General features: G+C 53.6%; 17 protein-coding genes and 1 pseudogene. 14 read left to right on the forward strand and 4 right to left on the reverse strand.

Going from position 1 to position 20,606, the window contains the following annotated elements; genetic code table 11:
- Position 1: 1 nt before the first annotated feature.
- The 11 genes from KG088_RS04665 to KG088_RS04715 all read left to right on the forward strand — a co-directional run bounded on the left by KG088_RS04665 (position 2) and on the right by KG088_RS04715 (position 15,100).
- A complete protein-coding gene (locus tag KG088_RS04665; RefSeq protein WP_213824328.1) occupies positions 2-2,143 on the forward strand; it encodes a glycosyltransferase family protein in 2,142 nt (713 codons plus the stop codon).
- 9 nt (positions 2,144-2,152) lie between these two features.
- On the forward strand, positions 2,153-3,763 hold the full coding sequence (locus tag KG088_RS04670) for a heparinase II/III domain-containing protein (RefSeq protein ID WP_213824329.1): 1,611 nt from the start codon (positions 2,153-2,155) through the stop codon (positions 3,761-3,763).
- Entirely contained in the window at positions 3,756-4,613 is an 858-nt protein-coding gene (locus KG088_RS04675; protein WP_213824330.1) for an SGNH/GDSL hydrolase family protein, read from the forward strand. The genes KG088_RS04670 and KG088_RS04675 overlap by 8 nt, the downstream gene beginning before the upstream one ends.
- A gap of 9 nt (positions 4,614-4,622) precedes the next feature.
- Entirely contained in the window at positions 4,623-5,330 is a 708-nt protein-coding gene (locus KG088_RS04680; protein WP_213824331.1) for a sulfotransferase family 2 domain-containing protein, read from the forward strand.
- 20 nt (positions 5,331-5,350) lie between these two features.
- Entirely contained in the window at positions 5,351-6,232 is an 882-nt protein-coding gene (locus KG088_RS04685) for a hypothetical protein (RefSeq protein ID WP_213824332.1), read from the forward strand.
- A 698-nt stretch (positions 6,233-6,930) separates the two neighbouring features.
- Entirely contained in the window at positions 6,931-8,523 is a 1,593-nt protein-coding gene (locus tag KG088_RS04690) for a hypothetical protein (RefSeq protein ID WP_213824333.1), read from the forward strand.
- Entirely contained in the window at positions 8,513-9,754 is a 1,242-nt protein-coding gene (locus tag KG088_RS04695) for a glycosyltransferase family 4 protein (RefSeq protein WP_213824334.1), read from the forward strand. Before KG088_RS04690 ends, KG088_RS04695 begins: the two co-directional genes overlap by 11 nt.
- Positions 9,751-11,019 carry a glycosyltransferase family 4 protein gene (locus KG088_RS04700; protein ID WP_213824429.1) on the forward strand — a complete coding sequence of 423 codons (1,269 nt, stop codon included), beginning with the start codon at positions 9,751-9,753 and terminating at the stop codon, positions 11,017-11,019. The genes KG088_RS04695 and KG088_RS04700 overlap by 4 nt, the downstream gene beginning before the upstream one ends.
- A 61-nt stretch (positions 11,020-11,080) precedes the next feature.
- Positions 11,081-12,469: an undecaprenyl-phosphate glucose phosphotransferase gene (locus KG088_RS04705; protein ID WP_213824335.1), complete on the forward strand. Its 1,389-nt coding sequence runs from the start codon at positions 11,081-11,083 to the stop codon at positions 12,467-12,469.
- A 301-nt stretch (positions 12,470-12,770) separates the two neighbouring features.
- Positions 12,771-13,934, forward strand: coding sequence for an O-antigen ligase family protein (locus KG088_RS04710; protein ID WP_250148062.1), 1,164 nt, complete (start codon positions 12,771-12,773; stop codon positions 13,932-13,934).
- Entirely contained in the window at positions 13,934-15,100 is a 1,167-nt protein-coding gene (locus KG088_RS04715) for a glycosyltransferase (protein WP_250148063.1), read from the forward strand. Before KG088_RS04710 ends, KG088_RS04715 begins: the two co-directional genes overlap by 1 nt.
- Position 15,101: 1 nt before the next feature.
- On the opposite strand, the gene KG088_RS04720 is transcribed toward KG088_RS04715, so the two are convergent.
- Positions 15,102-15,347: a transposase domain-containing protein gene (locus KG088_RS04720; RefSeq protein ID WP_406565588.1), complete on the reverse strand. Its 246-nt coding sequence runs from the start codon at positions 15,345-15,347 to the stop codon at positions 15,102-15,104.
- Here KG088_RS04720 and KG088_RS04725 point away from each other — a divergent pair.
- Positions 15,306-15,458, forward strand: a pseudogene (locus KG088_RS04725) (transposase); the annotation flags it as partial. The gene KG088_RS04720 and the pseudogene KG088_RS04725 overlap by 42 nt on opposite strands.
- Positions 15,459-15,471: 13 nt before the next feature.
- On the opposite strand, the gene KG088_RS04730 reads toward KG088_RS04725, so the two are convergent.
- From KG088_RS04730 to KG088_RS04740, 3 genes are read right to left on the reverse strand one after another with little or no spacing between them, the layout of a single operon-like run.
- The gene (locus KG088_RS04730; protein ID WP_213824337.1) at positions 15,472-16,377 is read right to left on the reverse strand and encodes a glycosyltransferase family 2 protein; all 906 of its coding nucleotides are present in this window, start codon (positions 16,375-16,377) and stop codon (positions 15,472-15,474) included.
- 6 nt (positions 16,378-16,383) lie between these two features.
- On the reverse strand, positions 16,384-17,121 hold the full coding sequence (locus KG088_RS04735) for a lipopolysaccharide kinase InaA family protein (RefSeq protein WP_213824338.1): 738 nt from the start codon (positions 17,119-17,121) through the stop codon (positions 16,384-16,386).
- A gap of 12 nt (positions 17,122-17,133) precedes the next feature.
- Positions 17,134-18,198: a glycosyltransferase gene (locus KG088_RS04740; protein WP_213824339.1), complete on the reverse strand. Its 1,065-nt coding sequence runs from the start codon at positions 18,196-18,198 to the stop codon at positions 17,134-17,136.
- A 305-nt stretch (positions 18,199-18,503) separates the two neighbouring features.
- Here KG088_RS04740 and KG088_RS04745 point away from each other — a divergent pair, with 305 nt between their 5' ends.
- Complete coding sequence (locus KG088_RS04745) at positions 18,504-19,385, forward strand: HAD-IIB family hydrolase (protein ID WP_213824340.1); 882 nt, start codon at positions 18,504-18,506, stop codon at positions 19,383-19,385.
- Positions 19,378-20,598 (forward strand): glycosyltransferase family protein, encoded by a 1,221-nt coding sequence (locus KG088_RS04750; protein ID WP_213824341.1) that lies wholly within the window; start codon positions 19,378-19,380, stop codon positions 20,596-20,598. The genes KG088_RS04745 and KG088_RS04750 overlap by 8 nt, the downstream gene beginning before the upstream one ends.
- Positions 20,599-20,606 lie beyond the last annotated feature (8 nt).

Raw genomic sequence — 20,606 nt, forward strand, 5'->3', positions numbered from 1 at the left:
CATGAGCAAGCGTGTACTGGTCTGCGGTAATCCCGACCTCAACTTCATCGATGGCTCCTCCATCTGGTCGCAAACCATCGCCTTGGCTACCGCAGCCACCGGTAGCGCCCAAGTCGACTTTTTGGCCAAGAACACCCCGCAGCGCGATGAGCTTTTCGGCCCACTAAAAGGCGTCGACAACCTCACCATTATCGACGGTACTGACCGTCAATACTGGAAGGGCAGGGGCTTTGCTCGCATAACACCGTCGATGATGGCCGAGCTGGCGATCCGGCTGGACCGCGCCAACCCCTACGATGTGATCATCGTGCGGGGACTGGAGATCGCCACCCAGCTATTGGAAGCGCTGGACGTGCTGGCGAAGTCTTGGATATACCTGACGGATATTCCCCAGCGCCTGGAGGAGTACAGCGACGATCAGCGCCGTGGCATGCAGCGTATTGCCCACGGCTGCCACCGCCTGCTGTGTCAGACACGGGGCTTTCAGGCCTTGTGGCAGGCGCTGGTCCCGGACCTCGACGCCGCCAAGGAGCGCCTCTACACCCCGGTGATCCCTGACCTGACCAAGGCGCTGCCGCCGCTGGATGAACGCCCGTTACGTGCCATCTACGCCGGCAAGTTCAAGGGCGACTGGATGACCCTGGAAATGGCCGAGCAGTGGCCCGCCATTCATCACCAGGTGCCCGGTAGCGAGCTAGTAATGATCGGCGACAAGATCCATGACGAGCTGGATCAGCCCGATTATCAACGGCGTATGCGACACGCGCTAGAAACCACTCAAGGCTTGCGCTGGCTAGGTGCTTTGCCGCGTGATGCCGTTCAGCAGCAGCTGCAGCAGGCCCGCGTAGGCCTCTCCTGGCGCGATGAGGGTATGAACGACACCGTGGAGTACTCCACCAAGATTCTGGAGTACGGTGGGGCAGGGTGCGCGGTGATCCTCAATCGCAATCCACTGCACGAACAGCTAGTGGGAGAAGATTATCCGCTGTTTGCCAACAGCGCCGAGGAGTTCGCTCGCCAGCTCACCTTGGCACTCAGCGAGCCGGAGATTGCCCGGCAGGCCGCCGATGCGCTCAAACAGTTGGCCGAGCGACACACCTTCTCCACCCGCGTCAGGGAAATGCGCCAGTGGCTAGATGAGACACCCAAAGCGCCCAAGCTCCAGGCCAAGGCCAAGGTGCTAGTGGCCGGGCACGACCTCAAGTTCTTTACCCCGCTGCAGCAGAAACTGGAAGCCACCGGCCAGTTCGAGTTTCTGATCGACCAGTGGCAGGGCCACAACCAGCACGATGAGACCCAGAGCCGCGCCTTGCTGGAACAGGCTGGCGTGATCTTCTGCGAATGGTGCCTGGGTAATCTCAAGTGGTACTCCCACCACAAGAAGCCCCATCAGCGCTTGGTGGCTCGCTTCCACGCTCAGGAAGCCCGTGTGCCCTATATGAACGAGGCCAACTGGGACAATATCGATCATGTCAGCTTTGTTAGCGAGCACACCCGCCGCCAGGCGCTGGAGGTTTTCCAAGGTTTCCCTATTGACAAGACCTCGGTGATTCCCAATTACCTGGACGACAGGAAGTTCACGCCCAAAAAGAAAACTGGCGATGCCCCCTATACCTTAGGCATAGTTGGGGTAGCCCCCAAGAGTAAACGACTTGATCGCGCTGTTGACCTCCTCGAAGTGTTGCTCAAAGAGGACGATCGTTACTGCCTGCGAATCAAAGGCAAGCACCCCTTGGACTACGGCTGGCTGCTCAAGCGCGAAGACGAGTTGACCTACTACCGTCAGGTATTCGAGCGTATCAATAGCAACCCAAAGTTACGGCATAAAGTAATTTTTGATCCGCCCGGTGACGACGTGAACGACTGGTTCACCATGGTGGGCTTTATCCTATCGCCATCGGACTTCGAGTCTTTCCATATGGCCATCGGGGAAGGCATATTGACCGGTACCACGCCGATCATCTGGGGTTGGAATGGGGCGGCAGAGATTTGGGGCGATGCGTGGGTGGTCAGCTCACTTGAGCATGCCAAGCAGGCCGTGGTGAGCGGCGAAACGACCAAAGGCTTGGCACCATATATGAAAGGCGCGATTTTTTCGCAAGATATAAGCCAGCGTTGGAAACAAGTTATTATACAGAGTTAAGCAGATCCTATGACCACTAAAGAGCTGTTGGCCTGCACGACACCCGAAGCGATTCAGTATATTAAAAAAAACATTAAATCAAAGAATAAGGAAGAATATTATAAGCTGAAAAAACTGGTTGATGAGCAGCAATTCGAAGCTAGGAACTTTGAAGATACTGTACTGGACATTCTCAACTTTGACTGGCAAAGCCTGGAGCGTGATCGAAACTGGTGGTGGCAACTGCAGGCCCTACCTTTTCTCAACTGGTTTTCTAACAGCCTGGAACTGCAAAGCGAAGAAGAGAGATCACGTTATTTTACATACTGCCTGGATGCCATTCAATGCTGGGCCAACAATGCCAAGCACAATGAGGAATCCCCGCTGGCATGGCACGATCACGCCTCCGCGTTCCGTGTGCGGAACCTGACTAACTGGCTGCTGTTCTGCCATGTCGCCGGACTTACTATAAGTGAAGAAGCACGTGCCGAGCCTTTTGCCAGCTTGGTCATCGAACACCTTGAATGGCTCCAAGAAGACAAGCATTACTCAAAACACACCAACCATGGCTTCGACCAGGCGATGATTGCCCTGACCGTAGGACTGATGTTTGCCCGTGATGATTTCGAGCCCTATCGGCAGCGTAACCGCGAACGACTTAAAGATGAAGTGACATTCGCCTTCACTGAAGAGGGTGTGCATAAGGAAAATAGCCCTGGCTACCAAAAGATGATGCTGGGTAGGCTCAAGCAGCTGCGTACTTTTATTCACTTAGGGGAAAAGGATATATCGGAACTGGGTGAACGGTATATCAAAACAGCTGAAGCTTTCTTGAGAGCGATTACATTACCTGATGGCTACTTACCGATGATTGGCGATACTCAAGGCGGGGAGGCAGGCTTACCAGACAATTGTGGTGGTGAAGAGAGCCTTAGAATTTTTAACTATAGCGATTCTGGTTATGTGATTATCAAAGGGAAAAATAAAAACATAGGCGATTTTTTTCTACTAGTAAAAAACTGCCACTTCTCTAACTACCATAGGCATGATGACGATTTAATGGTCTATCTATGGTGTAATGGTGATGTCATTCTCGGGGATGGTGGTTTATATTCTCATAATGAAAAATCTACTATAAGAAAGTTTATGAGATCTCACTTGGCGCATACAGTAGCTTACGTTAAAGGTAAGCCAGTAAGAGATAAATGGAAATTAAAATCATTTCCTAAGATTGGCTTAGACGAAAACTGCAATATTATTTACGCAGACAGCTTTATGTTCGGAGATAAAATTTCAAGAAAAGTAGACGTATCAAGTATAGAGAAAGGGGTTTTTACAGTAAAAGATGAATCATCAGGTGAGCCACTTTTTTTAAATTTTTATTTTGGTGAATGTGCAGAGGTAAAGTCCATAAGAAAAAATCATCTCAAGGTTGATTTTGCATTCTCTTATTGTCACATCGGATCTACAGCTAGGTTTTATGGGTTCTTTCAAGGTAAAAGCAATAAAACCTTTGAGGCCAGTTATTCATCGAGCAAGTATAATGTCGCCAATGGTAATCCGCGTATAGTGCTCTCATCTCTTTCTTCTTGCGTGGAAAGTTCAATAGAGTTCGGGTTTGTAGGCCAAAATCATGAGTAGAGTTATCAGGTTAAAAGAATGGGGTTGCAACCTGAGTACATTTAAGCGGCCGAGCGAAAAGCAAATTGCAGTAGCAACATCAGCTTTAGAAGATAAAGACTATGCTCTAAACACAGACTCTAACGGATTCATAATAAACAGTCTTTTAGTCGGGCGAGATCAAAGGAAAAAGCATATAGTTCTCCTTGGTGATTCATTTGTTGAATCTTTGTTCGTTGATGAAGATAAAAGGTTGAACGCTATAATCGAGAGGCTGGTTCCGGATGTAAATGTTTTGAACGGCGGTTACTCAGGTGCAACGTCACTACATTTAATAAATATTATTATTAACAAAGTAATACCCTTTGCCCCAGACTATACTGTTGTGTTTGTTCCAACAAACGATCAACGGATTCAATCCTTAGAAAATGGCTACTGGAATAAAGATCCAAAACTATCTCCTTTAGTGCCTCTTGGGAAAAAAAATGAGCTGACGGATAATTATAAAAACAATGCACGGCTTAAGTCCGTAGAAAAAGCATTGAAAACGATTCATTTTTTACTTGATAGTTCCCATATACCGCACTGTTTTGTAACGACACCTCATCGACATAACGTAGAAGAAAATGATGAATGGCTAAATAAAACAAGAATCCAATTTAATAGGTATAATGCTAAGGTTGATCAAAGGAAATTGGTGAATCTTGCTTGTCGAGATTTTTGTAAAAAATACTATATCGATCTTGTCGACTTGGAGTCACAGGCTTGCGATAGTAATTTTTTTTACGACGATTTGCATTTAACAATTGGTTCAAGTCAAGTGGTCGGGAAAATTTTGTTTGAAAAGTTGAATAGTTTAGGAATTTTTTGAGGGTGTTGGATGGATATTGAAAAGCCTGTTCATGATTTAAATAGCCATATGTATATATCGCTAAAAAACAGATACCTTTTTCATTCTGTAGGAAAAGCCGCGAATAGCACTGTAAAGTACTTCTTGTACGCTGAAGAGTCGCGTGGAACACGTTTGAAATATGATAACGTTCATGATCGTCGCGCTTCTCCTCTGATTTCCCCTTTTCAACTTTCCGAAGATTGCTTAAACAATGTTTTGACGAGTGATAAATTTTTTAAATTTACATTTGTTCGTAACCCTTACTCAAGATTGCTTTCATGCTACCTGGATAGGATCGTTCCAAAAAAGTCCACTCCATATAAAGAGTTGGTTAGGTATCTTGGTAAAGAGATAGGCTACGATGTACATTTCGCTGAATTTATTGAAGCAATCTGCGAGCAAAGCAATTTCGAACAAAATAATCACTGGCGTTTACAATATGCGGATGCAATGTGCGGTTTAATTAATTATACATTTATAGGCAAGCAAGAAACATTTAATGTTGATATGTTGAAAATATGGAAAAATATTTACCCTAAGTCTAAAATTCCTGACTTTGGATCAAAAAATATGTCTCCATCTAAAACTGGGTCGACTGATAAAGTCAGCCAGTATTGGACAAAACCTCTAAAATCATTAGTCTCCGAACGATTTGAAAAAGATTTTCATTATTTTGGCTACGTCGATAACAACTAATTTAAACTTTCGGGGGCAGTATGGATGAAGTAGGATTTTTGCTTAGTGATTTTTTGGAAAATCTGGATTATTACTGGTGTGGCAATCGCCGCCAAGTTAAAAAAACATCCAATAGGGTCTCAAAAATAAATGATTTTTACGGATGGTCTAAAGATGAGCTGGTGTTTTTTTCTTTGTCGGCAGCTAAAAATAGAATTTATAACAATTACCAAACTGTTTATATATCAAGTTATGGTTCTTCAGGATCGCATCTTCTCCAAAGTATTATGTCGGAAGCTAAGCGCTCGATACCCTTGGGTGAGGTGTATATAGCACCAAATATTATTAATAAAGTTCAAGATTTAAGTGATAGTGACAAAAATAAATTTATGGAGGCCTATCACTTAATTCATTGTGGGGCCGCGAGTAATTTCTTTTGCAACGGGCCTATAATTAACACCGCACATAAAGCTAACTTACAATATTTTTCTGAATGGACAATTCATTACAATTCGTGCTTCTTACTTAGAAACCCTGTTGATTTGGTGATTTCTAGAACATTCCGGAAGAGTGAGTATAAGGAATACCTTCATCCAGAGGGGATATCAAATAAAGAATATCTAAATGAAAATATACGTAAGACGGAAAGATTTTATAACTCAGCGCTAAGATTTCCTTATGATGAAAAAATAAAATTTGAAGATATAATAGAGAATAATGAGCGGTTCCATAAAAGCTTGGCAAATATAATCGGAGGACGTGTAGACTTAGAAAAACTTCCTTTTTTGGTTGAGCAGTCAATTAATAATGGAAAGAAAACTAATAAGCACTCTGGAGCTAAAGAAGAAATTCCAAAAGAATATATCCGGATGTCAAAAACAAATCTTAAAAATGTTGTTTTGAAGGCTGGGTATAATTATTGAGTGGCTTTTGCAATCTTGATATGGATCATGCATTTATTATTGTTACCTATGGTTTCATGGAATAGATGAAGCGCTTTGGGTCACCCGGTAAAAGCAGGAGGGGCTGCGCCATCCTTTGTATTAAACCGGCAATCAAAAAGGTTAGTCGCAATGCTTCGCGTGCCCCATAAATACGGGGTTTGGAGCATACATGAAAGGTTGCTGGGTTAATAATCCAGCTTGATGAACTCGAACACCTGTCACCGCATGGATTTCCGCGTTTCGAATCGCTATCCATTGGTGGTCCCAGCTGGTCTTGCCGACAATGGTGTACAAAACCGGACACCGCGAGCAGTGCGATTGTTTATGAATTCAGGAAACTATCTCAACATGATCCCTACGGTGTGAGCGTCGGTAGCCTATCAGTCTTTGCTCAAGCCTACGGTAAAGGTGGAGAACTTTATTATGAGGTTTTACTCATTTAGACGCCTGATGAGTTATATGCGCGATCTCGCCAAATTACATGAACCAACAAAGAACCTTTTTGATGCTTAATAGCTATGTTTAATAACTTATATATTTCTCTTAAATGGTTCAAGAGTTTGAGTGCCAAATTCTTTCGTGTTGTTCCAGCTTTCACAGCGCTAATTGTGTTGCTAACCCTCGTGTCTCAACTGTCAACGCTATTGGCGTCTTTCCTTCCCCTTAAAGTTGTCATCATGCTGGGTTCCGATAGGGTCCCTCGTTATTTCCCTGCCTCTTTCGCTGAAATCGATCGCGACGTGTTGATTGCAGCGCTGAGTGTAGGAACAGTAGGTTTCTTCCTTTTGTATTTACTTGCCGAGCGAATGATTGCTTGGGTGACATCGTTATCTACATCTCGGCTGTTGGCCATGAGTCAAAAGATGGTGTTGTTCGAAAATCAGGAAGAGTTGGCTGCCAGTTCTTACCAGCGATACTCCCGCGCTTTAGCCAGTGGTGTATTCATTGCGTTGGCGCTTTTCGGGCTCGGCTGGTTTTACCCTTGGATGTCACTTGTCATTACAAGCTACTTTTTTATGGTATTGGTATTATTTTGGGGGTTGCATGAGCAAAGCCCCGGCTTTCGTGAACGTTTGGAGTCGAAATTGCCTCAGACGCTGACCTTGGCAGGGGGGGTTGGGTTTTTCATTGCCTTCGGGTTTCTGGTGGCGGATTTCATCTTCTGGTCTCCTCCCGGAGTGATTATTGCGATCGTATCGCTTTTGCTTAGTCGCCAGATAATGCAGCGTGCTTCCGGAATGATTGGAGATCTGGCTTCGCTGCGCCGCCAGCAATTGAAGCTAGATGCATTGTTTTTTCACGGCAAGGTGCTGCTGCCCCAGCAGACGCGCCCGGAAAAGTCGCTATGGCCACTGCTGGTTCCCGGAGGTCGGCAGGCCTGGGTAGCAGCTGTCTTGAATAAGCTGGTGGGCCCGGAAGAGGGTAACGTTGTTTGCCGTTGGCATCAGTTGGGAATCCCCAATGTGGTGGGGCTAATTGTTAAACGCGGAGAGCGACAATTCCTCATCAAGCTATTCGAAATTAACCGTAGCTCCTGGGCGCTGCATGAAGCGACGCTGATGGCCGAGCCTGCCAGTCGACTATCTGCCCCGCGTTGGGTTGGCGCCACCCAAGTGGAGAAGTTCCATTGCCTAATCTTCGAGCTACCCCAAGGTGAACAACCGCAGGTTCGTCAGGTGAAGAGGCTAAGCCAGCAGCTGCTTGGGGAGCTGCTGGCCGCTCAGCCACATCCAGATGCCGTAAAGCGCTATCTGCGTTCCAGACCATTGCTGTGGCAGCGCCTGGAGCTCAGTCTTGTTGAACGGCTGCGAGTTGCCGCGGATACGGCTGAGCAGCAAGAAGATCTGGCTATGTTGCTCGAACAGCTGCCATTGCTGCAGCAGCAGCTGAAAGCGCTCCCCGTGGTGTTGCACAATCCCGAGATCAACCAGGATGCTATCTGGGTGCCAACAGCGGATACTGGTCAGAGTGTGGCACCTATCTTGCTGAATTGGGGGCGGTGGTCGCTGGAGCCTGTGGGCTCTGGGTGGCCCGAAGCTCAAAAACCGCTGGCTAAACTTGGTGACGCTCTGCAGTTAGCTGTCGAGCAGCGTGCGGAGCTCGGCGACATCAGGGTCGAGCAGGCAGAGCTGGCTGCTCTGGCGTTTGCGCTTGAGCGTGAGTGCAACCGGCAGCGCTATGTGCAGGCGCTGGAGCTCTTGCCTCGTCTACTGGAGCGGCTAGCCACTCTGGAAGCGATTGTTCGACCAGGAGCCGTCAATGCAGAATAATCATCGCCCTGTGACGCGCGCTCGCGAAGTGTGCGTCAGTATGCTGGTATGCAATCCCTTTCTGAATGATGCACGCGTCCGGAAGGAGGCTGAGACCCTGACGCTACCCGGCTATCAGGTGACGGTTCATGCGCTCGCCTTGCCGGGGGTTGCGCCTCGCTCCGAGGTGCTGGGTAGTGGCGTACGGGTGCAGCGCCATGGAGCCAGCGAGGCCAAGCCGGCGAAGCCATATGGCGCCACCAAAGGGGGGCGCTCCAGGCGGGAGGTGCTGGCTCTCGTGGCCTCTCGTGGCAGAGCGCTGCTCAGCATGGCCTGGGCGATATTTCGAGCTCGGCCGGATATCGTGCATGCCCACGACGTGAACATGCTGCCAACCGCCTGGCTGGCGGCCCGCCTGGTCAAGGCACCCCTGATCTATGACGCCCATGAAATCAGTACCGACCGTGAGGGCTATCGGTCGTTTCGAGGCATGGTGGGCTGGATCGAGAAGCAGCTGGTGCCCCGCGTGGCGGGAATGATCACCACGACGGATGCGCGCGCCAAGTTCTTCGCGCGCGCCTATGGGGTTGCGCGCCCTCTGGTACTCCAGAACCGCCCGCGCTTGGTGAAGGTGGAAGTCACTAATCGCATTCGCGAGGAGCTTGGGTTGAGCGAGCCCTGGCCGATCGTGCTGTATCAGGGCGGGCTGCAGCCGGGTAGAGGGCTTGATCGCCTGGTCAAGGCGGCTGCCAAGGTGCCGGAGGCCTATTTCGTCTTCATTGGTGGCGGGAGCCAGGCCGATGAGCTGAAGCTGCTGGCCAAGGCCTCGGGCCTGGGTGGCCGCGTCTGCTTTATCGATACCGTGGCGTTGGACGAGCTGCCTTCTTACACAGCCTCGGCGGATATCGGTGTGCAGCCCATCGAGAACACCTGCCTGAACCATTTCACGACGGACTCCAACAAGCTGTTCGAGTACGTGATCGCGGGGTTGCCGATAGTGGCTAGCCAGTTGCCCGAGATCAGTAAGGTGGTGCGCAAACACGACCTGGGGTTACTGGTGCCGCCCGGCGATACCGAGGCCTTGGCAGAGGCGATTCGCTCGCTGGTGAGCGATCCTGAGTTGCGCTTATGGTATCGTGCCCACGCCAAGCAGGCGGCACAGACACTCAATTGGGAAACTCAGGAGCAGACATTGCTGGACCTTTACGCAAACGTATTGCCGAATCGGGCCGTCGCGGAGTCTCGCCGGTGAGGCAGCATGGCAGAATTCTACTGCTGAGCTTCTACTTCCCGCCCGATCTTGGCGCCGGATCATTCCGCAGTCAGGCCTTGGTCGAGGCGCTGATGAAGCGGTTACCGGCAGGCTATACGCTTGAAGTGATGACCACGGCACCCAATCGCTATGCCCAGTATGCCAGCCAGGCGCCCGCTTTCGAGACTGCCTACGAAGGGCGCCTCACTGTGCGGCGCATAGAGCTGCCCAGTCATCGCAGTGGCATACTGGATCAATCAAGAGCCTTCGCGGCGTATGCTCGCCAAGTGTCGCGACTCACACGAGGTCAGCACTACGACTTGGTGATAGCGACGTCGTCACGGCTGATGACCGCCGTACTGGGCCGTTATGTCGCGGGTCGTGTATCGGCGCGCCTTTATCTCGATTTACGCGATATTTTTGTCGAGAACTTGCCCTTTCTCCTGCCGAAAGGCGCGCGATGGCTTGGCATCCGTTTTTTCAGCGCCCTGGAGCGATGGGCGGTTAGCGGCGCCGCCAAGGTTAATCTAGTATCGCCAGGCTTCGAAGCCTACTTCAAGCCACGTTATCCCGAGCAAGCGTTCACTTGGCATACGAATGGTGTGGATCCGCTCTTTGCCGATTCGACAAGGGGTGACGTCACAGCCCAACCGTCTTCGTTTCAATCGCCGATCCAGAATGAACGGGCGCGAGAGTCGTCGCGTCGTTTACGCATACTGTATGCAGGCAATATTGGCACGTGCCAAGGCATCGACCGTATCTTGCCGACCTTGGCGAAGCGCCTGGAAGATCGTGCCGATTTCGTTTTGATCGGTGATGGAGGCAAACGCGAGGCGTTGGAGGCGGCCCTGAGGATAGAAGGGGTACCTAACGTGGAGATCAGGCCACCAGTGGCAAGGGAGCGGTTGAATGAGGAATACCAAAAAGCCGATATTCTGTTCCTCCACTTGAATGATATGTTCTGCTTTTCACGAGTGATACCTTCCAAGCTTTTCGAGTATGCCGCGACGGGAAAGCCTATCTGGGCCGGTGTGCGAGCCTTTCCCGCACAGTTTTGCAACCAGCATATCGAGAATGTCGGCGTATTCGAGCCTTGCGACTCTGGGGCAGCGGTGAATGCGCTCGAATCGTTAGAACTAACGGCTCGTTCGCGTGAGCCATTCATCAAGCGTTTTCTACGGGATAAAATTATGGAAAAAATGGCTGATGATGCAGTGGAGCTACTGGGGAGTTCGACTAAGCAGGCGACGGCTGCGTCTTTGTGATTTTCGCTTTACTTTTTTAAAATAGTATGAATCTTCTGTCCTCGAGTCACCTGTCAAGCCGATGAGCGATCCAAGACAACAGAGAAACATTACAGACCGTTATCCTGCCCAGATATTCGTGCCCTTGATCGACGCCGGGGCCGTGCTTTTTTCAGGTTTTCTGGCCCATTACATTCGTTTTGGTACAACGGAAGTACATGATCGTTTCCTGTTGGGTATGGTCATCATTGCTATTTTTGTGGTGATGGCAAATTTCATTGATGGTGCCTACGTTCGTTGGCGTACCACACGTCTCTCCAACATCCTTTTCCGGTTGATCGGGGTCTGGGTCATCGTTGCGCTGTTGGCTACATCGATCATCTATCTGGCTGAAGCGTCGGTACGCTATTCGCGGTTATGGTTGGGGATGACCCTGCTCTTTTCGCTGGGTATTGCCGCTGGTTTTCGTGTTCTGGTGATGCTTATGCTCAAGCGAGCGAGGCTATTGGGCAAGAACTTGCGGGGTGTTTTTCTTGTGGGGCCTTCGCAAAACCTGCTCAAGGTAGCCAGGGGGATGCGCAAGATGCCCGGAGAAGGCTTTGCGATTTCAGGCATTCAGCGCCTCAAGGAAGCCCCCGATTCAGATTTCTACGATTGTCTGGCACGCAGGGTTGAGGCTTCTGGGGCACGCGAGGTTTGGCTCTGTCTGCCACTCGAAATGGGTGGCACGGTGCGTAATGTCATGTTCGCGTTGCGCCATCTGACGGCGGAAGTGCGTTACATTCCTGAGTTTCGCGACTTGACGTTGCTCAACCATCGTATCAGTGAAGTGGCAGGGCATTTTGCCATTGATCTGAGCGTTACCCCCATGACCGAGACGGCACGCTTTCTCAAGCGTGTTGAGGACTTGGTGTTGGGTACGGTTTTCTTGATTGTGTCGCTGCCCATTTGTGCTGTCATCGCTGTAATTCTGAAAGCCCAGTCCTCAGGCCCTGTATTGTTCAAGCAGTACCGCATGGGAAGTAATGGCCGGCATTTCAAGGTCTACAAGTTTCGGTCGATGGAAGTTCACGATGAAGCCTCGGGTAAAGTGACTCAGGCGCGCAGGGGGGATCCGCGGATCACGAAGTTTGGTGCTTTTCTTCGCGGTACCTCGTTAGACGAACTGCCACAGTTCTACAATGTGCTGCAGGGGCGGATGTCCATTGTCGGCCCGCGTCCCCATGCCTTGGTACATAACGAGCAGTACAAGGAGTTGGTTGAATCCTATATGAAACGCCATAAGGTCAAGCCGGGTATCACGGGTTGGGCCCAGGTGAATGGGCTTCGCGGCGAAACCGATACCATTGAGAAGATGGTAAAACGCGTAGAACATGATCTTTGGTATATTGATAACTGGTCTCTTTGGCTGGACTTGCGAATTATCGGGCTGACGATTCGAAATGAGTTTTTTAATTCGAACGCTTATTGATCGGATTATCGCGTTAACGATCATCAAGGGGCTTAAAGGGCCGAATGCGTATTGAAGAGCGGGTAGCAAACCGTGCCGGGGATAGGAATGGCTCGGTATGAGGTTCAGTGATATCTGGGAGGACAACCCTGCCTGGAAGAGTCCTGCGGTCCTCTCGTGGCTCGGCGTATGGGCGCTTGTGCTGTATGCCGGGTTCGGCATTTTAATGCCGTCGGTGGGTAGTCCGGCAGAAACCCTTTGCGCACTGCTCGGGTTGGGAGTGGTCTTGGGGTACGGCAATGGTTTCCGGAGTAGCGGGCCCATGTGGCTGCTCCTCGCTGCACTGCTTGTCCAAACTCTCTCCTGGGGCCTGGGGGTGTGGCACCATCCCGAGTGGGTGGGAGATAACCCCAAGCTGGATCGCCTCGCCAAGGTGTTCATCTTCATCGCGGTTGCGTGGTGGTTGGGTGGAAGTACCCGCAACACCCTGCTGGTATGGTCGCTGGCCTTGCTGGGGTACCTCATGGCCTCGTTCACCCATGGTAATGGGCTGCAGGAGTGGTCGGCCGGGCTACAGGGACAGCGTGTTGGTTTCGGTATCCGTAACTTGCAGCATGGTTCCATGCTGTTTGGTGTGGCGCTACTGGGGCTGGTCGTGTTTACCACACGCTTCGGACGTGTTGGCAGGCACTGGGTGCCATGGCGGTTGGCGATATCCCTGGTGCTGATCTGTGTGTGCCTGGTTGGCATTGCCATTGGCCAGACTCGGGCCGTATGGCTGGCATTGATACTGGCACTGCTGGCAGCGGGTGTGCTGTGGCTGGGATGGACTCTTACGTATTCGCGTGGCAACGCAGCGCATCTGGTCAGACCGGTTGTGCTCGCTGTCGGTGGCCTGCTGGTGGTTTTCATCGCGCTGGCTGCTGCCTTTCAGGGTACCTTGACTGAGCGGTTGTCACATGAAAGCTCGGTAGTGGCAGAAGTTGCCCAAGGCGAGTTCGACTCCGTGCCCTACACCAGTATCGGAATTCGCATTCATAGCTGGCGAGCGGCCCTGGAGTGGATCGCCGAGCGCCCCTTGGTGGGGTGGGGCAGTGAGGGGCGTGGGCTGGTGATGGATCACACTCCATGGCTTCCTGCCGATGTGAAGGAGCGATTCGGCCATCTGCATAACTACCTGCTCGAGGTATGGGTGGCCTACGGCTTGCTCGGCGTGCTGGTGATCGCTGCTTTGGCGGCATGGATCGGCCGAGGTACCTGGCTGGCCTGGCGCGGCGGTGTGATGCCCAACGACGTGGCGCTGTTCGGCGCCGCCTTCTTCGTCTACTGGATGGTGGTCAACCAGTTCGAGTCCTATAACTCCTTTGGGACGGGGGTTTATGTACATAATCTGGTGGTAGGGGGGCTGGTGACCCATATCTGGCGCTGGCGGCGGGAGACCGGCCAGCGTGTCTTTCCCTCCTTGGCACGTAAGGTGACCCCCTGATGCGCACACTGGTAGTGGTCCGCTCGATGAAGATGGGGGGTATGGAGCGGGTAGCGGTAAACCTGGCGGATGCCTTCGCGCAGGCTGGACACGAGAGCCACTTGCTCAGCTTTCGTCGAGTTAACACCCCCTTGGCCCCGGAACACCCCGAGGTGGAGCAACACCATCTGGCGTTACGATGGTGGACACGGCTGACCGGGTTAGGCCTGGTGCTGGAGCTGCTGGTCCGGCTGTTCCTGAACCCGATCGTGAAGCGTTCGCTGTTCCTTGGCACCGGCATCATGGGGGGGGTGGTGTTCCGGCTGTGGCTTAGTGCCTTCGAGCGGCGTCATGGTCGGGTGGACCGTATCGTCTTCCGCGGGATCGGCACGTTCGAACTGGTGTGGAGCTTTCGGAATGTCCGGGCACGCTACGTGCTGGAGAACATCCTACACGTGCGTGGCACCAATTGGCGACGCAGGCTTTTCGCGCGCTGCCTCTATCATGGGCGACACCTGGTGACGGTGACCGAGGGGGTGACGGAGAGCGTGCGGGAGGCGATGAGGGCATGGCACTTCCAGCCGGCTTCGCTTGAGGTGATCGTCAATCCCTGTCCGGTCGAGAGCATTCGTCGGCAGATGCGAGAGCCCGAGCCCGATCTGCCTGATGGGCCCTATATCGTCAACGTGGCGCGCATGGTGCCGGCCAAGGATCATGCCTTGCTGCTGCGCGCCTATGCCCGTTCCGGCATTACCCTGCCACTGGTGCTGGTGGGCGATGGCCGTGAACGTGGCCCGCTAGAGGCCCTGGCGGGAGAACTGGGAATTGCCGAACGGGTGCTCTTTGCCGGCCAGCGTGCCAATCCCTATCCCTGGTTGCATCATGCCCGGCTGTTCGTGCTCAGCTCGCGCTTCGAAGGTATGGGGATCGTACTGTTCGAGGCGCTGGCCTGCGGCACCCCAGTGCTAAGCGTGGACTGCCCTGGTGGCATTCGCGAGATTCTCAAGGGTGAGTTGGCGAGTTGTGTAGTACCACACGACGAAGAGAGCCTGGCCGAGGGCATCCGCACGGCCGTGAAAGACGAGAAGCCGGCCATCAAGGAGAGATGGCTGGATGATTTTCGGCCGGAGACGGTGGCGAATGCATTCTTAAAGTACGCTCCACGAACCCCATCTGTTCCCGCCTGACTCAGCCCGGTAGGGTGTCCTTCCACTGCCAGGGCAGCAGGGTGTTGAGATCATCTTCTTCGCCCAGTATCGGCAGCGTCTCGAACACGAACTGAAGGTAGTCGTAGGGCGAGAGGCCGTTGGCCTTGACCGTTTCGATCAGGCAGTAGATCGCCGCGCTGGCGTGGGCACAGCTCGGCGTGTGGCTGAATAGCCAGTTTCCGGCCTGACCAACGCGCGGCTGGAGGGCATGAATGGCCTGTTCCAGGCCGCCCGGTCACGTGCACGCGGCTACCGGAACGAGGCCAACTTCATCGCCATGATCTACCTGATTGGTAGTTCCGTGGGGCGCATGCTTGATCAGGCCAAATCCACATGAAACGACGAAGAGCCTAATTAAAGAACGATAGCAGGTAGCGTTTGGCGAGACGGGGATTGAGTTGCACCTTCCGCTGCCTGATGGCATCTCTCAATGTGTGCCGAAATTGCTGACCTCGCTTCAAACGGTACAGAGACTGAAGAATCGATTTTGTGTCGTCTTCTACAAGCCGAGTGAGCTGGGCGTGGGTTAGAACCTCGGTCAGTGCGGCATTTGCTTGGATGGCTGCAATAAAACGCTCCCCTTGCTCGATAATACGGGGGTGGTCGTGTCGCGCCCGTTGTGAATCCATACTGCGCACCATACAGCAGGAACCACCAGCATACCGTGCTGGCTGATCGACGAGTGCACGTAGGAAAAATTCAATATCCTCTTTTTTCCGTAGATGTTCATTGAAGCCCTTCAATTTGTTGAAGGTGCTTCGCTTGATGAGAAAACTGTTGGTATGCAGCCAGTTCCCGTTCTCGATGAATTCGCTGAGTGGTAGTTCGGCACCAACTACTTTCTTACCGGGAAGCAGCGAGGCGCCAGTGGTTTCAGCGATTTTATCGCTAAAAATGATTCCTTCGAAAGCTGGATGTTCCAGAGCAAGCCGCATGCGGTTTTCGACGGCGGTAACTACCAACAAATCATCAGAGTCGAGAAATCCGATATAATCGGCATCAGAAAGTTCTACACCGCGATTCCTGGCAGCCGACTGCCCTTGGTTGTTTTCCAGTTGATGGATCGCGACCCTTGGTACTCCGCTGTAGCGTTCGCGGAGACGGGGGTAGCTGTCATCGGTGGAAGCATCATCCACGATGATGCAGCGTGTATTCGGCCAAGTCTGCTCGAGCACGGAATCTATCGCTTCAACAACATAGGGCCACCGATTGAAACAAGGAATGATGATGGCCACCGAGGGCTGTAGATCATGCATGGAGCTTTACCGTTTCGGGTTTTTGGATTGTGGGTCGGAGGGCATGAGCCACGCGGCTTGGAGTCGTTGCTCTACGATGTTGCGGTACTTTTCACCACGCAGCTTGTTCACCGTCAGAGATTTCTTGAGCGCCGGCCACTGGTCGGTACTTTTCGTTGGCAGTGGGCGGACATGCGTGTCGATCCAGAGAATATCGCCGTTGCTAGCGATCAATAGGTTGTTGTAGTGCAGGTCGCGATGCACATAGCCGGCACGGGCGAGTTGCATAACCTCTCGGCACAGTTGCTCCAGGAACGTCAGTCGAGCTTCCTCGTCCAAGGCATCAAAGACCTCTCCACCAGACCGTGTATCTTGTACATGTTCCATCAGCAGTAGCGAGGCGTTACGGTTGCCAGGGTTAAGCGATAAGCCCCAGCCGAGGCAATCGGGTGTCTGTAGGCCTGCTCGGCGCAGAATATTTAGGCTCAGGTATTCCTTGCGGGCATCGGACTGGCCAAGCCAGCGTTTCTCCAGATAGTCGTGCAGGAACCACTTGATGGGCGAGCATGCCTTGGAAAATTTATCCGGCACCACCTTGGCGAGGATGCGTTGGTTCCGGGACACAAAAAACCGGCTGCTGCCGATGGATTCGAACATCTTGGTCGTGGTGGTGCTCTGCAGGGCTAGACGATCTGGCAGGCGATTCGGGTGGAAGACCAGATAGCGCCGGCGGCGATCATTGAAGGGGATATCGAGAAGCTTCACTGAGCAGGCCTGTCACAAGGTTTCGAACTGAGGAAGGACGGTCTCAGCCAGAAATTGTCCATAATGCTTGGCTTCCACTGTTACCGGGGCCTGGTCCATGCGTCTTATCGCATCGGCCAGGCCCTTTTCGTTTTCGGGGGAGATGAGAAAGTCGGCCAGATCCTGGGTCAATATCTCGCTGGGGCCGCTGGGGCAGTCGACACTCACCACTGGGGTACCGAGCAGCAAGGCTTCGATCAATACACGCGGCAATCCTTCGGCATCGGAGGTCAGGATGAGCGCCTTGGCGCCCTGGATGTAGGGGTAGGGATTGGCGCGATAGCCGAGCAGCGTGACGCGGTCCTGCAAGCCAAGCTCCTCGATCAACGTGCGAATTGCCGCTTCCTGATTGCCTTTCCCCAGCAGGATCAGCGGTGTTTGCACGCCACTGGCGAGATAGGCACGCAGCAGGCGGTCATGACGCTTGACCGGAGTGAGCGCGCCGACGTGTATGAAATACTCCCCGTGTGGCAAGTCTGCGCTCTCTTGGGCCAGCGCGAGGAAAGGTGCACGTTCGTAAGGATTGTAGATGGCGCGGATTTCGGCGGGCTCGAGTCTGACCTCGTTCAAAAGGCTTTCTTGCACGCCACGCGACACGGCAATGACCTTGCGATGATCGTACTGTCGGCGCTGCCTGGCAAAGACCCTGTCGCGCTTGGGGGAGTCTCGAAAGCGAGCCGAAATATCGCTCTTGATCCAGAAATGCAGATTGGGGTGTTTCAGGTGACGTGTGATCTTGTCACACGAACAAGAAAGAACGACATCTGCCCTGAACTGGTTGAGCGCATGGCCGATGCGACTGGCTTGCCATTTTTCCACCAACACGTTGTTCAGTGCCTTGGTCAGGTCGGTAATAACGCCAAGGTTCCCGACTTCGAGCCCCGCGGGAATATCCTGCTCGATACGATCACGCAGGATGAAGACCTTCACGATGTTGCCGCGCTGACGCAGCCCTTCGGCGGTGTACAGCAGTGACTTTTCCGCGCCGCCGCCGTAGAGATCGGAAACCACAAAGGCAAAACGTTTAGGCTCAGGCATAGGGACTCAAACAGGCAGCGTGTCATTCGAAACAAGCCGGCATGTTACCAGCTGGGAATAGCCAGCGGAACGATGTGCCTGTTTGGTGCGCGTGATGCACTGATATGAGTCGTTCGACGCTGGGGCCTGACGACAAAGTGTTTTCGTGGATGATCAAGGCCCCCTCGTCCCTTGAGATATCGCCGCTTCCGGTGCCCTCTGCTACGTTGTGGCTGTGTGGGCTCGGGTGATTTGGCCTACGCAAACACTGCTTTTGGCATGTTAGCTGCAAGCCTTATAGCGAGCTTCCTACCTGGACCCTGCCCATGCCGCTTTCACGAGACCCGCTCTCCCCTGATTCCGCCTCGCGACCCCGCCTGGTCTTCTCCGACCTGGACGGTTCCTTGCTCGATCATCACAGCTACGACTGGTCGCCGGCCAAGGAATGGCTCGAGCAATTGTGCGCTTGCGGGGTGCCGGTGATTCCCGTGACCAGCAAGACGCGCAGCGAGCTGATGTCGCTGCGTCAGGCGATGAGGATGGAAGAGGCGCCGTTCATTGCCGAGAACGGGGCCATCGTGGGGCTTCCTCCCGCCTGGTGCCACGCCCGGCTTGACCGAGGTGCCGGCCCTGATGGGTTGGTGATACGCACGCTTGGGGTGGATATCGGCTTTATCCGCAAGCGGCTTACCGTGTGGCGCGAACGCCTGGACGCCATGTTTTCCACGATGAGCGAGATGACATTGGAGCAGGTCATAGAGGTGACTGGGCTGACAGAGCCCGAGGCGCGCCTGGCCCGGCTGCGCGAGGGCAGCGAACCGCTGATCTGGGAAGACGATAGCGCCATGCTGGCGCGTCTACGCGAAGGCCTGCGCGGGGATGGCCTGCGAATGGTGCAGGGTGGGCGTTTCTGGCATGTCACCGGGGAGTGCGACAAGGGCAGCGCGGTCGGCTGGTTGATCGAGCGCTTCGAGGCGCTCCGCGGTCATCATCCCTTGACCCTGGCGCTGGGCGACGGCCCCAACGATGTCTCGATGCTCGAGCGAGTCGACCAGGCGGTATTGATCCGCGGCGGCCATGACCTTGAGGTATCGCCTGACCAGCCAGCTCTCTATCGCAGCGAGGCGAGCGGTCCTGCGGGTTGGGTCGAGGGCTTGGCGTATTGGTGGGGGCCCATGGCCACCCAGGGAAGCGACGCTCATGAGTGATTTTCACCAGAATGGCATCATCACCGACTTCCATAACCTGACACGCCGACCTGTGGAAGAACTCGAGGCGGACCTGGTGGTGTTTTCCGTTCGTCGGCCGATGAGTCTCATCTTGCCTTCGCTGTTTTCCGAGCTGGAAGGCCCGGCGTTGTCGCACATCGTCGACGAAATCGCCCAGGTGCCTTACCTCAACGAGGTGGTGATCGGGCTGGACGGTGCCGATCGCGAGCAGTTTGGGTATGCCCGGGAGTTCTTCGCCAGGCTGCCCCAGCATCACCGCTTGCTGTGGAACGATGGACGGCGCTTGCGGGCACTGGACGCCGAACTCGATGAGCGTGGATTGGCCCCCCAGCAGCCCGGCAAGGGGCGTAATGTCTGGTACTGTGGGGGCTACGTGCAGGCCTCCGGACGCGGTACCGTGGTAGCACTGCACGATTGCGACATCCTCACCTACGAGCGCGGCATGCTGGCGCGACTCTTCTATCCGGTGGCACACCCGCATCTCAATTACGAGTTCTGCAAGGGCTATTACCCCCGCATCGCGGAGGGGCGGCTGAACGGACGGGTGTCGCGGCTGATGGTCACGCCGCTGCTGCGGGCGCTCAAGCGGATGCACGGCGCCTTGCCCTATCTGGAATACCTGGATAGCTATCGCTATGCGCTCTCCGGCGAGTTTTCCATGCGCACCGAAGTGCTCGACGGCATTCGCATCCCCGCCGACTGGGGGCTGGAAATCGGCGTGCTGTCCGAAGTGCATCGCAATTATTCCATCAAGCAGCTCTGCCAGGTGGACCTGGCCGATACCTACGACCACAAACACCAGCCGGTATCGGAAGACGATCCCTCGGGTGGGCTGAACCGCATGAGCCTGGACATCGCCAAGGCGCTCTATCGCAAGCTCGCCACCCAGGGCGTCATCTTCAGCGCCGAGGGGTTTCGTACCCTGAAGGCCACCTACTATCGGCTTGCGCTGGATCTGATCGAAGCCTATGACCACGACGCCGTGATGAACGGCCTGAGCCTGGACCGTCACGGCGAAGAACGTGCCGTGGAGCTGTTCGCCGCCAATCTGCTCGAGGCGGGCAATACCTTCCTGGATAATCCTGGCGAGCGACCCTTCATCCCCAGCTGGAACCGGGTCAAGGCGGCGATACCCGACCTTCCGGCCCGCCTGTTTGAAGCCGTGGAACAGGACAACGTCGGCGGGAGATAGCCGGCCAA

The organism is Halomonas jincaotanensis, assembly GCF_018448785.1.
In the GTDB taxonomy this organism is placed as follows: domain Bacteria; phylum Pseudomonadota; class Gammaproteobacteria; order Pseudomonadales; family Halomonadaceae; genus Halomonas; species Halomonas jincaotanensis.

Excerpts from the sequence above, each read along its gene's own strand:
- KG088_RS04665 (WP_213824328.1), top strand. The coding sequence starts at position 2 with ATGAGCAAGCGTGTACTGGTCTGCGGTAATCCCGACCTCAACTTCATC.
- KG088_RS04670 (WP_213824329.1), top strand. The coding sequence starts at position 2,153 with ATGACCACTAAAGAGCTGTTGGCCTGCACGACACCCGAAGCGATTCAG.
- KG088_RS04675 (WP_213824330.1), top strand. The coding sequence starts at position 3,756 with ATGAGTAGAGTTATCAGGTTAAAAGAATGGGGTTGCAACCTGAGTACA.
- KG088_RS04680 (WP_213824331.1), top strand. The coding sequence starts at position 4,623 with ATGGATATTGAAAAGCCTGTTCATGATTTAAATAGCCATATGTATATA.
- KG088_RS04685 (WP_213824332.1), top strand. The coding sequence starts at position 5,351 with ATGGATGAAGTAGGATTTTTGCTTAGTGATTTTTTGGAAAATCTGGAT.
- KG088_RS04690 (WP_213824333.1), top strand. The coding sequence starts at position 6,931 with ATGCTGGGTTCCGATAGGGTCCCTCGTTATTTCCCTGCCTCTTTCGCT.
- KG088_RS04695 (WP_213824334.1), top strand. The coding sequence starts at position 8,513 with ATGCAGAATAATCATCGCCCTGTGACGCGCGCTCGCGAAGTGTGCGTC.
- KG088_RS04705 (WP_213824335.1), top strand. The coding sequence starts at position 11,081 with ATGAGCGATCCAAGACAACAGAGAAACATTACAGACCGTTATCCTGCC.
- KG088_RS04710 (WP_250148062.1), top strand. The coding sequence starts at position 12,771 with ATGTGGCTGCTCCTCGCTGCACTGCTTGTCCAAACTCTCTCCTGGGGC.
- KG088_RS04715 (WP_250148063.1), top strand. The coding sequence starts at position 13,934 with ATGCGCACACTGGTAGTGGTCCGCTCGATGAAGATGGGGGGTATGGAG.
- KG088_RS04730 (WP_213824337.1), bottom strand. The coding sequence starts at position 16,377 with ATGCATGATCTACAGCCCTCGGTGGCCATCATCATTCCTTGTTTCAAT.
- KG088_RS04740 (WP_213824339.1), bottom strand. The coding sequence starts at position 18,198 with ATGCCTGAGCCTAAACGTTTTGCCTTTGTGGTTTCCGATCTCTACGGC.
- KG088_RS04745 (WP_213824340.1), top strand. The coding sequence starts at position 18,504 with ATGCCGCTTTCACGAGACCCGCTCTCCCCTGATTCCGCCTCGCGACCC.
- KG088_RS04750 (WP_213824341.1), top strand. The coding sequence starts at position 19,378 with ATGAGTGATTTTCACCAGAATGGCATCATCACCGACTTCCATAACCTG.